This window comes from Flagellimonas allohymeniacidonis (assembly GCF_004296335.1).
GTDB classification, from domain to species: Bacteria; Bacteroidota; Bacteroidia; order Flavobacteriales; family Flavobacteriaceae; genus Flagellimonas; species Flagellimonas allohymeniacidonis.
The window spans coordinates 148,184-163,037 of record NZ_SGIU01000001.1 but is presented as its reverse complement, the minus strand read 5'-3'; the positions used below and the strand labels follow the sequence as shown (position 1 = coordinate 163,037).

The 14,854-nt window shown below is 42.4% G+C and carries 9 protein-coding genes; all 9 read left to right on the top strand.

Going from position 1 to position 14,854, the window contains the following annotated elements; all coding sequences use genetic code 11:
• The first annotated feature begins 39 nt into the window (after positions 1-39).
• The 9 genes from EW142_RS00710 (at position 40) to EW142_RS00670 (ending at position 14,671) form a co-directional block, all read left to right on the top strand.
• Positions 40-2,139 (top strand): bifunctional aldolase/short-chain dehydrogenase, encoded by a 2,100-nt coding sequence (locus tag EW142_RS00710; protein ID WP_130608246.1) that lies wholly within the window; start codon positions 40-42, stop codon positions 2,137-2,139.
• Between the two features lie 78 nt (positions 2,140-2,217).
• A complete protein-coding gene (locus tag EW142_RS00705) occupies positions 2,218-3,498 on the top strand; it encodes a sugar isomerase (RefSeq protein ID WP_130608243.1) in 1,281 nt (426 codons plus the stop codon).
• 9 nt (positions 3,499-3,507) lie between these two features.
• Positions 3,508-4,899, top strand: coding sequence for an FGGY-family carbohydrate kinase (locus EW142_RS00700; RefSeq protein WP_130608240.1), 1,392 nt, complete (start codon positions 3,508-3,510; stop codon positions 4,897-4,899).
• A gap of 19 nt (positions 4,900-4,918) precedes the next feature.
• Entirely contained in the window at positions 4,919-6,070 is a 1,152-nt protein-coding gene (locus EW142_RS00695; protein WP_130608237.1) for an alpha-hydroxy acid oxidase, read from the top strand.
• A 51-nt stretch (positions 6,071-6,121) separates the two neighbouring features.
• Positions 6,122-7,537 carry a purine-cytosine permease family protein gene (locus EW142_RS00690; RefSeq protein ID WP_130608235.1) on the top strand — a complete coding sequence of 472 codons (1,416 nt, stop codon included), beginning with the start codon at positions 6,122-6,124 and terminating at the stop codon, positions 7,535-7,537.
• A 53-nt stretch (positions 7,538-7,590) separates the two neighbouring features.
• Positions 7,591-10,827 carry a beta-galactosidase, LacZ type gene (gene lacZ, locus EW142_RS00685; RefSeq protein WP_130608232.1) on the top strand — a complete coding sequence of 1,079 codons (3,237 nt, stop codon included), beginning with the start codon at positions 7,591-7,593 and terminating at the stop codon, positions 10,825-10,827.
• Positions 10,828-10,858: 31 nt separating this feature from the next.
• Complete coding sequence (locus EW142_RS00680; RefSeq protein ID WP_130608229.1) at positions 10,859-12,442, top strand: solute:sodium symporter family transporter; 1,584 nt, start codon at positions 10,859-10,861, stop codon at positions 12,440-12,442.
• 5 nt (positions 12,443-12,447) lie between these two features.
• On the top strand, positions 12,448-13,641 hold the full coding sequence (gene galK / locus EW142_RS00675) for a galactokinase (protein ID WP_130608226.1): 1,194 nt from the start codon (positions 12,448-12,450) through the stop codon (positions 13,639-13,641).
• Positions 13,622-14,671 carry a UDP-glucose--hexose-1-phosphate uridylyltransferase gene (locus tag EW142_RS00670; RefSeq protein ID WP_130608223.1) on the top strand — a complete coding sequence of 350 codons (1,050 nt, stop codon included), beginning with the start codon at positions 13,622-13,624 and terminating at the stop codon, positions 14,669-14,671. Before galK ends, EW142_RS00670 begins: the two co-directional genes overlap by 20 nt.
• The last annotated feature ends 183 nt before the right edge of the window (positions 14,672-14,854 follow it).

Below are 14,854 nucleotides of genomic sequence, written 5' to 3'. Positions count from 1 at the left end.
TATTTTCGTCTTGAAAGTGGTATAAAACACTTCAAAACTATGCAAACAAGAACATATAATCATGTCGATTATTTATGGGATGATACAAAGGCCGTTTCGTTAGAAAATGATGAAGTGGCCCTTTTTTTATATCGATCCAATATCCTAGGTGCCGATTTACGCATTACCAACTATGGGGGTGGAAACACAAGCTGTAAGACCATCGAAAAAGACCCATTGACCGACAAATCTGTAGAAGTGATGTGGGTTAAAGGTTCTGGAGGAGATATTGGTACGCTGACCCGACAAGGCATTGCAGGGCTCTATACTGAAAGACTCAGAAATCTAAAGAACGTATACCGTGGTCCGAACCATGAAGATGAGATGGTAGCGTTGTTCAACCATTGCCTATTTGATTTGAACAGTAAAGCACCTTCCATTGATACTCCGTTACACGGACTCCTTCCATTCAAACATATCGATCATCTACATCCCGACGCCCTGATTGCCATTGCCGCCACTAAGGACAGCAAAAAAATCACCCAAGAGATATGGGGTGATACCATGGGCTGGGTACCTTGGCAACGACCTGGTTTTGATTTGGGACTACAACTTGAAAAGTGCCTGAATGAAAATCCTGGTATTAGGGGGATTGTGTTGGAGAGTCATGGTCTCTTTACCTGGGGAGATACTTCTTATGAATGTTATGTAAACAGCCTTGAAGTTATTGAGATGGCCTCAGAATATATTAAAGAACACATTAAGAAAAATGGACAAGTGTTTGGTGGACAAAAAATTGATAGTCTCCCTTCAGAACAACGTAAAGCTCAGGCCACCAAATTAGCACCTATTTTAAGGGGTCTTTGCTCCAGTGAAAATATAATGATAGGTCATTTTACGGATGAAGATAGGGTGCTGGAGTTCATCAATAGCAATGACCTTGAAAAGCTTGCTCCACTTGGCACTTCGTGCCCCGATCATTTTCTTCGCACCAAAATCAAGCCCTTGGTTTTGTCCTTGGATAAGGAAGAAAATCTCAACAATTTTGATCACATAATCGGAAAGCTTGAGCCCCAGTTTGAAGCATATCGCAGTGATTATAAAGGCTATTATGAAAGTTGTAAACGCGACAACAGTCCGGCCATGCGGGACCCAAATCCAGTGGTCATCATTTATCCTGGAGTTGGCATGTTCACTTTTGCCAAAAACAAACAAACAGCACGTGTTGCCAGTGAATTTTATATCAATGCAATCAATGTGATGCGAGGTGCAGAGGCCATTTCAACCTACGTGGCACTTCCACGGCAAGAGGCTTTTGATATTGAATATTGGTTATTGGAAGAAGCCAAGTTGCAACGAATGCCCAAAGAAAGGCCGCTTTCTAGAAAAGTAGCTGTCATAACGGGAGCTACGGGCGGCATAGGAAAGGCCATCGCCGAAAAATTGGTAGCCGAGGGAGCTAATGTGGTCATAACCGACGTAAACCAAGAAGCTCTGGAAGAAACGACAAAGTCGATGAGCATAGATGAGGCCGTACAGACCATTTGTGACGTCACGGATGCTACCTCTATTGAAGAGACCTTTAACTTAACCTGCTTGAACTTTGGCGGTGTTGACATTGTGGTTCACTCTGCTGGTTTGGCCATCTCTAAGCCTTTGGCAGAAACTACCAAAAAAGATTGGCAACTTTTGCAAGATGTACTGGTCAAAGGACAGTTTTTACTGGCTCAGTACGGCGCTGATATCATGAAAAAACAGGGTTTAGGGGGAAACCTAGTCAATATTGCAAGTAAAAATGGATTGGTGGCTGGCCCCAATAATGTAGGATACGGAACAGCAAAAGCAGCCCAACAACACATGACCCGACTTTTGGCCGCCGAACTCGGAGCTGACAAAATACGGGTGAATACCGTAAACCCCGATGGAGTTATCGTTGGAAGCAAAATATGGGAAGGCGAATGGGCCGAAGGAAGGGCAAAAGCCTATGGGGTTTCTGTGGAAGAACTGCCAACGCATTATGCAAAGCGTAATTTATTGAACGAGATTATTTTGCCGGAAGATGTAGCCAATGCTGTATTTTCCTTGGTAGCCATATTGGATAAAAGTACGGGCAACACCATAAATGTTGATGGTGGAATGGCTAATGCATTTGTACGGTAAGGGTTTTGCCAGAACCAAAATCCATGGATGTCGTACCTTTAAAACAAGCGACATTCCTGGCCTATATGCAATAAAGAAATGAAGTTGAACGCTGAAATATTGAACGAGCAGAATCGCAGGTTTATCAAGACCCACGAGCCAGAGTACCATTTTCTTGCGGATAAGCTTGAAAAAAGAGGAGTTGACATAAAGCAAATTATTGAAAAAGTACAGGAACTACAAGTGGCCATTCCAAGTTGGGCGTTGGGCGCTGGAGGAACCCGTTTTGGAAGATTTTCATATCAAGGTGAACCCGCTTCTCTGGAAGATAAAATAAGTGATGTCGGTCTAATCCATGCTCTGACCAATACGGCGGGGGCAATTTCCTTGCACATTCCATGGGATGTGCCTGGAGATGTAAAAGCGATCAAAGAATTGGCCGCTTCTTTGGGTATTGAATTTGACGCGGTCAACTCCAACACTTTCCAAGACCAGCCGAACATGAAGAAAAGTTATCGGTTTGGTTCTTTGTGCAATACAGATTCCGCTGTGCGGGAACTTGCCATTCAGCACAACCTTGAGGTTATTGATATCGGAAAGAAACTAGGTTCCAAAAGTCTAACCGTATGGTTAGCCGATGGAAGTAATTTTCCCGGGCAACACAATTTCCAGGAAGCCTTGCAAAACACACAAGATAGCTTACAACATATTTATAAGTCCATGCCCGATGACTGGAAACTCTTTGTCGAATATAAACCTTACGAACCCAATTTTTATAGTACGGTGATTCAAGATTGGGGCACCTCCCTAATGCTGGCCGAGGCCTGTGGAGATCGGGCGTACACCTTGATTGATCTCGGGCACCATCTACCCAATACGAATATCGAACAAATTGTGGCCACCTTGATGATGAAGGGTAAGCTTGGTGGATTCCATTTTAACGACAGCAAATATGGTGATGATGATCTTACAGTAGGTTCTGTAAAACCCTATTCGCTTTTTTTGATTTGGAATGAACTGGTTTATGGAATGGAAAATAATTCCAACAATCCGATACCTGCCTGGATGATTGATGCCAGCCATAACATCAAAGATCCGTTGGAAGACCTCTTGCAATCGCTTGAGGCCATCCAAATTGCGTATGTTCAAGCACTTTTGGTTGACCAAAACGGCCTGCGGGAAGCCCAAAGGCAACAGGATGTAACGCTAAGCCAAGAAATTCTACAGGATGCCTTCCGAACTGATGTAAGGCCACTTATTCGAGAGGCTAGGTTACTTTCAAACGCTGCCTTGGAGCCCCTTCTCACCTATAGGGCGTTGAACCTTCGTGGTCAGTTGATCAAGGAAAGGGGTTCATACACCGTAGCTTCCGGACTTTAAGGTTTCATCATGACGAGCAAAAAGGTAACAGCCGTATTTGATATTGGTAAAACCAACAAGAAATTCTTTCTTTTTGATGCCAACTATCAAGAAGTGTATAAAGAATACATCCAAATTGAAGAGGTTATGGATGAAGATGGTGTTCCCACGGAAGACCTTCCGGCCTTACAAACTTGGATCATCGATTTGTTTGATAGAATCCTAGACAAAGAAGAGTACGCCATATCAGGTATCAATTTCTCCTCCTATGGTGCCAGTCTGGTACATTTGGACAAGCATGGAAAAGTGCTTACCCCTCTGTACAATTATCTTAAGCCCATTCCCCAGCAAATATTGGACGAGTTCTACATACTGTACGGAAAGCCTTCCGAAGTGGCCTTGGAAACAGCTTCACCACAATCCGGCATGCTTAATTCTGGGCTACAACTGTTTTGGTTAAAGAGGTCCAAACCGGAAGTTTTCAAAAAAATCAAGTATTCCCTTCACCTCCCCCAATATCTTTCTTATTTATTCACAGGGATTCCTTTAAGCGAATACACCAGCATAGGCTGCCATACAAACTTGTGGAATTTTCAAAAACAAGACTATCACCATTGGGTTTATGCCGAAGGCATCGACCAACTACTTCCACCAATTGTTTCAACACAAACCAGCATCAATCTCAATTATAAAGGCAAACCACTAATAATTGGCGTGGGCATCCATGATAGTTCATCGGCGCTTCTACCCTATCTTTTGGCGGAAAGGAGACCCTTTCTACTACTTTCAACAGGTACATGGTCAATTGTAATGAATCCTTTTACCGAAGATGCTTTGACCGAAGAGGATCTTGAACAGAATTGTCTGGCCTACATGCGCATAGATGGCAACCCCGTTAGGGCCTCACGCTTTTTTATGGGTAATGAGTACAAAGCACAAACTAAACACCTCAACGAGTATTATAAAAAACCAGAGGGATACCATCGACAGATCAAATTTGAAATGGGTCTCTATCAAAAACTTCAAACCTTCAAAGGCCCCTTTTTTAGGTTTGAGGGAATTAAGCTCAAACGTGAATATGTTGAAAAGACAGACTTAAGCAAGTTTGCCACCTATGAGGAGGCTTACCACCAATTGATGATCGAACTTCTGGTACTTCAATTTGAAACCATTGAAAGGGCAATCGGAAATACCAAAATCAAAAAAATATATATCGATGGTGGTTTTACGGACAATGACATTTTTGTGAAGCTCTTGGCCCATCACTTTGAGCACTATAAAGTCCGTACTACCCAATCTCCCCTAGGTTCGGCCTTGGGCGCGGCCATGGTACTGGGCAACCAACGGTTGGACAAGAGTTTCTTCAAGGACCATTACCTAATGAAAAAACTAATGCCATTACAAGCTTTTACCGATAGTTAAAAACCAACAAAAATTTTCCATGACCTGGAATTACAATAAAAAATATCCCTCTATAGAAGACCTTAGGGCAAAAGCCAAAAAACGAATTCCAAGATTCGCTTTTGAATATTTGGACGGTGGGTGCAACGAAGATGTTAATCTATATCAAAACACGGCGCAGCTTAGAGAAGTAACATTGCGTCCAAGTTATTTGGCCCACCATACTCAATCTGATATGAAGACCAAGTTGTTCGGGGTTGAATATGATGCTCCGTTTGGGATAGCGCCAGTGGGCTTGCAGGGTTTGATGTGGCCCAACTCCCCAGAAATACTCGCAAAGGCGGCGTTTGAGCACAATATTCCATTTATTTTGAGCACAGTGACTACCAGCAGCATAGAACGTATAGGAGAACTAACTGAGGGTAAAGCTTGGTTCCAATTGTACCATCCCGCTAAAAATGAACTCCGTGATGACATTCTAAGGCGTGCTGAAAGTTCGGGCTACCCCGTGTTGGTATTGCTATGCGACGTTCCCACCTTTGGATACAGACCAAGGGACATCCGCAACGGACTGGCAATGCCACCCAGTATGTCATTTAAAAACATCTTACAAATACTCTCAAAGCCGGCATGGGCATTGGAGACCTTAAAAGTTGGTCAACCCAATTTTGAAACCTTGACACCCTATATGCCCAAAAATCTGGATTTAAGGCAGTTGGGACAATTTATGGACCAAACCTTTAATGGAAGACTCAATGAGGAACGCATTAAGCCCATACGTGATTTATGGAAAGGCAAAATAGTTTTGAAAGGTGTGGCCAATGCGGAAGATGCCGAAAAGGCTGTTCGTTTGGGGTTGGATGGCATTATTGTTTCCAACCACGGGGGACGACAGTTGGACGCAGGTGAAGCCTCCATAAAACCATTGACCCGAATCGCATCTAAGTACAGCAATCAAATAACAGTAATGATGGACAGTGGGATACGCTCCGGTCCGGATGTGGCAAGGGCCCTGTCAAGTGGGGCACAATTTACCTTTTTGGGAAGATCCTTTATGTATGGAGTAGCGGCACTTGGAAAGCGGGGTGGGGATCATACCATTGCTATTCTAAAAACTCAACTTCAACAGGTAATGGAGCAATTATGCTGTGAGAAGGTAGAGGATTTTCCAAAGTATTTGATCAATTCATGAACAAAAACAAAACAAAGAATTCAACCAGTCCATGGAACTTAGCACAAACATATGAGTCAATTTAATATAGAAGAGGAGGTTGAGGAGGTTGTAGGGGGCGAATTCGAAAGAACACCAGTTCCATCGAACAAATGGAAAGGATGGAAGAGTTTCTTGGGCATGTATGCGGGAGAGCATGCGGCAGGTACCGAGTTTATGATCGGACCATTATTTCTTACTGCCGGCGTTAGCGCCTTTGACCTTATTGTAGGCCTGCTAATTGGAAACATTTTGGCTGTTCTCAGTTGGCGTTTCCTCACTGCAGAAATTGCAGTAAAACATCGATTGACCCTCTATTATCAACTAGAAAAAATTTGTGGTAAAAAACTAGTCATAGGCTACAATCTTGCCAATGGAATTCTTTTTTGTTTTCTCGCAGGTGCAATGATTACGGTTTCCGCTACGGCAGTGGGTGTTCCATTGGATATTGAAATGCCAAAGCTAACCGATACTATGCCCAATGGGCCTACTTGGATCATCATCGTGGTTTTGGTAGGTGCAGTTATCTCTATTATCGCTGGAAAAGGATATAGTACGGTTTCAAAAGCTGCCAATTGGATGTCACCCATTATTGTAATTGCGTTTGTTGCTTGCGGAATTGTTGCCTTAGGGCAACTTGGGGTAAAAAACTTTTCAGACTTTTGGAATATTTGGGGTGAAGGTGGAGAACCGTTTCCCGGACAAATAAAATATACTTTTTGGCATGTAGTCTTGTGGTCCTGGTTTTGTAATGCGGCCATGCATATTGGAATGAGCGACCTTTCTGTATTTCGATTTGCCAAAAAACCAAGCTCAGGTTGGACCACAGCGGCTGGAATGTACGTGGGCCATTACATGGCTTGGATTGCCGCAGCCTTGCTATATGCAGTTTACTTAAAATCACCTGAGGCACAAGGGTTTCTTACAAACAATGAAGCGCCTCCAGTCGCCCCGGGACCATTGGCATATAATGCCATCGGTTTCTTTGGGATCATTGCGGTAGTACTTGCTGGTTGGACCACGGCCAACCCAACTATTTATAGAGCCGGTTTGGCCTTTCAAGCCATCATTCCCAAGGTTTCGACCTTCTGGGTAACCATTATAGCCGGAACCGTGGCAACCATTGCTGGAATCTTTCCAGCCTTTGCTATGAAGCTTTTGGGCTTTGTTGCACTTTATGGTTTTATCCTAGCTCCTTTTGGGGCGGTAATTGTGTTTGAACATTTTTTCGCAAAGCGATTTGGAATTCAGCCTTTTTATGCAGAGTTGGCAAAAGTGCCCTTCAACATATCTGTACTATTGGCGTGGGGCATCAGCTTCGGAATATTCTATACCATATCGAAAACATTTGATGTGTTTCTTTCCTTCGTTACACTACCCGCTTGGTTATGCTGTGGAGCTTTGTATTTAATTTTCAGCAAACTATTCCAGAAAGAAGGATTTAAATGAATACAGGAGAGTACAGGATAAGTATTCATTAATACGTAGGTATCTTTATTTTTATGAATCAATATCAATCTAGTTATACTTGCAGACCTCTTGCATTTTTAAGCATTTTCTTTCTGACTTTTTCAACATTTGGCTTTCAGCAGTCTCAAAACAACTATTACGAAGACCCAACAATCACTTCAATCAATAGATTGCCCTCAAGAGCAACCTCTGTCTCCTACGAAAACGAAGAGGCAGCACTCAAGGCCTTTAGAAAAGAATCAAAACGCTATAAATCATTGAATGGAAATTGGAAATTTTCTTGGGCTCCTATCCCAGAAAAGGCCCCAAAAAACTTCTTTCGAAAAGACTTTGACGATTCAGACTGGAATTCAATACCAGTACCCTCCAATTGGGAGTTGCAAGGTTATGGCACGGCCATTTACACGAACATCAGATATCCTTTCACTCCTGTAAATCCGCCATTAGTGCCGGATGATAATAACCCCACTGGAAGCTATCGTACAACTTTTGAGATTCCCGAAGACTGGAAAGAAATGCAGATTTCACTTCAATTTGGAGGGGTAAGTTCGGCATTTCACGTCTGGGTAAATGGAAAACATGTAGGATATGGTCAAGATAGCATGCTCTCATCAGAATTTGACATTACACCTTATATCAAAGAAGGTGAAAACCAACTAGCGGTGCAGGTTTACCGATGGAGTGATGGAGTCTACCTTGAAGATCAGGACCATTGGCGTCTCAGTGGTATTCAAAGGGATGTTTTTATAACCGCTTCACCCAAAGTGCAACTCTACGACTTCTTTGTAAAGACCGAACTGGACGAAGAATATCAGGATGCAACATTACAGATCCGTCCAAAAATCAAAGTTTTTAACGAACAAAACATAGACGGTTGGCAACTTGAAGCTCAGCTTTTTGATGATGAAGGGAATCCCGTTCTGGACCAAAGTCTTACCAAGCCTCTAAAAGAAATAATCCGCGAATATTATAACCAGCGTGGAAAGCCAAAATTTGGCTTGTTGGAAACGAAAATACCGAACCCAAAAAAGTGGAGTGCTGAGCATCCCAATCTATACACCTTGGTCTTTTACCTTAAGGATAGTGTGGGTTCAGTGAAGGAATATCGAAGTACAAAAATTGGCTTCCGGAAGGTTGAATTAAAGGACGGTGAGTTGTTTGTCAACGGCGTTTCGGTATTGCTCTACGGGGTCAACAGACATGATCATGACCCTGTAAATGGTAAGGTCGTGGATGAGGATTTGATGCTTAAAGATGTCCTAACCATGAAGCAGTTCAACATCAATGCCGTTCGAACTTCGCATTATCCAAATGACCCTAGGTGGTACGAGCTATGCGATGAATACGGCATCTATGTCATGGATGAGGCCAATTTGGAAACCCATCAACTTGGAGGATTTCTTAGCAATCAATCGGAATGGGGAAGCGCTTTTTTGGAAAGGGCCACAAGAATGGTCGAACGCGATAAAAACCATCCGTCCATCATTTTTTGGTCATTGGGCAATGAATCGGGGTCCGGCCCAAACCATCAAGCTATGGCTGGGTGGATAAAGAATTATGACAATACCCGTTTTGTACACTACGAAGGGGCGCAGACCTTGAACCATTCAGGAAAGGAATTCTTAAAAGACCCTGATTATGTGGATATGATGAGCAGGATGTACATACCCATAGACCCTATGATCGAAATGGCCAATTTACAAGATGACCATAGGGCAGTAATCTGGTGTGAATATGCACATTCCATGGGAAATTCCACCGGAAATTTATTCAAGTTTTGGGATGCAATCCGCGCCAACAAACGGATGATCGGTGGTTATATTTGGGATTGGGTGGACCAGGGTTTGCTACAAAAGACCAAAGATGGAATGCCTTACTATGCTTACGGTGGTGATATGGGTGATACCAAAATCAACGATAAAAACTTTTGTTTGAACGGTATTGTAAATCCAGACCGTACCCCCCAACCAGCACTTTGGGAATGCAAAAAAATATTTCAGTCCATAGAAGTCATTGATGTTAATCTCGGGGAAGGAATAATTCAAGTCCGGAATAGACATCATTTTACCAACCTTGACGCCTTCGAACTAATTTGGAAAGTGCAAGAAGATGGCACCACCATCCAATCAGGAGAAATAAGTAGCCTTGACATAGCCCCTAAAGCTTCAATGGAAATCGAACTACCTATCAAAAACCCAAAGGTAAAAGCGGGGAAGGACTATTATCTAAAAGTTTCCTTTCACCTGAAGGACAGGACCTCATGGGCACCTGAAAAACACGAAGTAGCATGGGAACAGTTCAAACTTCCTTACGAAATAGAGTTACAAGACGCTTCAATTGAAAAAATGACTCCTATCAAGGTCAATAGGACCGATACGGAAATTACTTTATCGACCGATACCTTTTCAGTATCCTTCAACCAAAAAACAGGCGAACTTGTTTCTTACACCTATAAGGGTTCCTCAATGATTGTCGGAGGAATGATCCCCCATTTTTGGCGGCCCACTACAGACAATGACCGCGGCGGAGGCAGAACGCCAAAAAAGCTTTCCATCTGGAAAGAGGCTAGTGAAATTAGCGAGTTGATATCCTTTAAGCATGATAAAATCAATGACCAACACCATGTTATTTATGTTTCCTATTTGTTGGCCCAATCAAAACTAACTTTGGATGTAAAATATAGCATCTTCGCAGATGGTACTATACGAATTGAAAATTTATGCAAAGTGGAAAAAGATGCCAATCTTCCCATACTTCCCAAGTACGGAATGCAGGTTCAAGTGGCCAAGGGTTTGGACCGTTTTCAATGGTTTGGAAGAGGTCCACACGAAAATTATAGCGATCGAAATCTGGGAGCAGCTGTTGGGTTTTATTCCGAATCTGTTTCAAAAGATTATCAATCATATATAAGACCTCAAGAGAGTGGAAACAAAACCGATGTCCGCTGGTTCACACTTTCCAACAGTCAGGGGAAGGGCCTATATGTGGGAGGTATTAAAACCAACCTTAGCGTAAGTGCATGGCCCTACTCTACCAAAAACATAGATGAAGCATTGCATACCTACGATCTCAAACCCGAAAATTATATTACGTTGAATATTGATTTGTTGCAGATGGGAGTGGGAGGTGATGACAGCTGGTCCATGAATGCTTTGTCTCATGAGGAATTTAGGGTGCCTGCGAAAGACTACAGTTATGGGTTCTTTATCAAACCGATAGAAAATGGCGGCATCAATGGGCGAATAGCCCCACCCATTAATTCAAAATGAAAATACGACAGCGGATCTAACAAAAACAATTATGGGTATAGTTTCCTTTTTGGGTTTCACATTGCTGGTAGGTGTTATTTCCTACATTTCTACTCTAAAAACGGATGAAAAGTCTTCGGATGGTTATTTCCTAGGAGGTAGAAGCCTTACGGGAGTTGTAATTGCTGGTTCTTTGCTTTTGACTAATCTCTCAACCGAACAAATAGTAGGGCTGAACGGCCAAGCATTCACAGAAGGCATTTTGGTAATGGCCTGGGAAACCCTTGCTGCCATAGCCATGGTAATCACCGCCGTTTTCCTCCTTCCAAGATACTTGAAGGGCGGAATCACCACAGTGCCACAATTTCTGGAAAGGAGATACGATAAGACTACAAAAGCAATTACCTCTGGACTATTCTTGACTGGCTATGTCGTAGTTCTTTTACCGATAGTTCTCTACTCAGGTTCCTTGGCCATCAGCACCATGTTTGATGTGCCTCAGTTATTGAATGTATCAAAAACCGCCTCCATTTGGATATGTGTATTCGGCATCGGTATAGTAGGCTCACTTTATGCCATCTTTGGTGGACTAAAAGCCGTTGCGGTGTCAGATACCATCAATGCCATTGGACTACTCGTGGGGGGCATCTTGATTCCCATCTACGGACTACTGGAAATTGGAGATGGGAATGTTGGCAACGGGCTGTCAATATTGTTTAAAGAGCATTCAGAAAAATTCAATTCCATAGGTTCAAGCGAGGCCTCGGTGCCTTTCGGTACTATTTTTACGGGTTTGATGCTGGTCCAATTGTTCTACTGGGGTACAAACCAGGCAATCATCCAAAGAGCTCTCGGTGCAAAAAACTTGAAAGAAGGTCAAAAAGGATTGCTCTTGGCCTCTTTTATAAAGATTTTGGGTCCATTGATTGTCGTGCTTCCCGGGATAATCGCCTTCCATATGTTTGGTGATACATTGGTAAACCCAGATGAAGCCTACCCAGCTTTGGTCAGCAAAGTGTTGCCCTTGTCTTTTGTAGGGTTCTTTGCCGCCGTTCTGTTTGGGGCCATATTGAGTTCTTTTAATAGTGCACTCAATAGCTCGGTCACCCTCTTTGGAATTGATATCTACAAAGAGTATATCAACAAAAAGGCATCAGAACTTCAAACTGTAAAGGCTGGTAAGGTTTTCGGTGTTTTTCTGGCTCTTCTTGCAATGCTTATAGCTCCCTTTATTGCCAACGCTCCTGAAGGACTCTACGGCTATCTTCAACAGGTTAACGGTTGCTACAGTATTCCCATTTTGACCATCATCGTCGTGGGATATCTTACCAAAAGAGTACCGGCTATTGCGGCCAAAATTGCTATAATTTCCGGAGCATTGTTATACCTAGCCTATGTTGTTCTTGACAGTACGATTATGCAGGACCAATTCCCACATTTTTTGCATGTCATGGCATTTTTATTTGTGCTAAACGTAATAATCATGTTGACCATCGGGAGATTTTATCCAAGAAAAATAGCTTTCGAGCAAAACTATACCGGTGATGTTGAAATATCACCTTGGAAATATGTTACCACTATAGGCATATCCATATCCGCTCTTGTCATTTTCATTTATATATACTTTGCACAATAGTTGGAATGCAGTATCAAAAAGAACTTATACAGCGAATACAAAATACGTTCAAAGAACACTATGGAAGACGCTTTGCATTGTTATTTTCTCCAGGTAGAATCAATCTGATCGGTGAACATACCGATTATACTGGCGGATTTGTTATGCCCGGTGCAATTGATAAAGGAATTTATATGGCCTTTGCCAAAAATCATCGGAACATTATTAGAATGTATTCGTTGGATTTGAAGGAGGAAGCCGTGGTAGATTTGGATGAAATCCGACCGATTTCCATACCATGGGCAAATTATATTTTAGGGGTGGTCAATGAAATACAAAAGGTCAAGTGTAACATTTTAGGATTTGATGTGGTTTTTGGAGGCGATATCCCTATCGGTGCCGGATTGTCCTCCTCCGCCGCATTGGAAAGTGGTGTTGGATTCGCATTGAATCATCTTTTCAAATTAAAACTAAAGAAGTTACAGATAATCAAAGCCGGACAACAAGCCGAACATAGCTTTGTAGGTGTTCGCTGCGGCATTATGGACCAATTTGCAAGTGTCATGGGAAGGAAGGCTCATGTGATCCAACTGGATTGCAGGTCTTTGGGCTATAAATATTTTCCGTGGGCCATTGAAGGTTACCAGATTCTTCTGTGCAATTCAAAGGTGAAGCATTCTCTGGCGGAATCCCAATATAACCAACGTAGATTGGAATGTGAGACAGGAATCAGAGCCTTGCAAAAAAAACACCCTGAAGTGAAAGGTCTGAGAGATGTCAGTATTAAAATGTTGGAGCAATCGAAAGGGCAATTTTTAGAAGTAATTTTTGAACGCTGCATGTATGTGATTGAGGAAAACAACCGGGTTCTTGAAGCAAGTTCAGCGCTTACTGAAGGGGACATACAGTACTTGGGGTCTCTTTTATTCAAGTCCCACAAAGGACTATCTGAAAAGTATGAGGTAAGTTGTGAAGAATTGGATTTTCTTGTCGCATTGGCACGTAAGAACAACTTTATAGCTGGAGCGCGAATGATGGGAGGGGGTTTTGGAGGCTGTACCATAAATCTTGTGAAAGAAGCCCACATCAACGATGTAATCGAACAATTTGAAGAAGCCTATTTTGAAGAATTTAAAATAAAGTTGGAGTGTTATAAAGTGAGTTTACAAAACGGCACTCATCTTATAAACCAAGGGCCATATGGAACAATTCAATCTTGAAAACCACCCACATCGTAGATATAATCCACTGACCGGTGAATGGGTGCAGGTATCACCACATCGGTCAAAGAGACCTTGGCAAGGGCAGGTAGAGGAGGTTACCGAGTCTTCAAGACCACGGTATGATTCGAAATGTTTTCTCTGCCCGGGCAATACGCGGGCCAACGGAATACAAAATCCCGATTATCAGGACACCTTTTCCTTCGTTAATGACTTTTCTGCCTTGCTCCCAGAAATTCCGACCGGAAGTAAGGAAGAGGATTCGTTGTTTGTCGCAAAAAGCGAGCGCGGTCTATGCAAAGTCATCTGTTTTTCGCCTCGCCATAATCTTACCATACCCGAAATGGACCTTGCGTCAATCAAAAAAGTGATTGACCTCTGGGTAAAAGAATATCTGGAGCTGGGAAGTCTCGATTTTATAAACCACGTACAAATCTTCGAAAACAAAGGGGAAATGATGGGCTGTTCAAACCCGCATCCCCATGGACAGATTTGGGCACAAGAATCCATTCCTGATAACCCCAAAAAGAAAGGAAAACATTTGCTGAAATATTTCGAAAAATACAAAAGGTCTTTGCTACAGGATTATGTAGAGAAAGAGCTTTTAATTAAAGAGCGAATACTTTTTGAGAATGAACACTTTGTAGGACTAGTTCCTTTCTGGGCTATTTGGCCCTTTGAAGCCATGATCATCAGCAAACGACATATCACCAACATTCTTGGGTTGACTGAAAACGAAAGAACGTCACTTTCAGATGCCTACAAAAGACTAACAATAATGTACGACAACCTCTTTGGGGTGTCTTTTCCATATTCAGCAGGGATTCATCAGTCGCCAACCGATGGCAATGAGCATCCGGAATGGCATATACATATGTCATTTTACCCGCCCCTTCTTCGTTCTGCCACAGTAAAAAAATTTATGGTAGGCTATGAAATGTTGGCCAGTCCGCAACGGGACATTACCCCTGAGGCGGCAGCACGAATACTCAAGTCACTTGAACTTGGACACTACCGTGAAAAATATTAAAAGCTGTTATTTGTAAACTATCAATTGTCCCATAAAAAGAACGTTTTAAAGTAATCAATCGTAACTTCCAAATAGTCCTATCAATCTGCCGTTTTATTGGATTGCTTAAAGCACCTTCCGCAGGTGAAATTTGAACAATCGAAAAGCCTTGATGAACTTGTCAGGGCTTTTGCTTTTAACTAA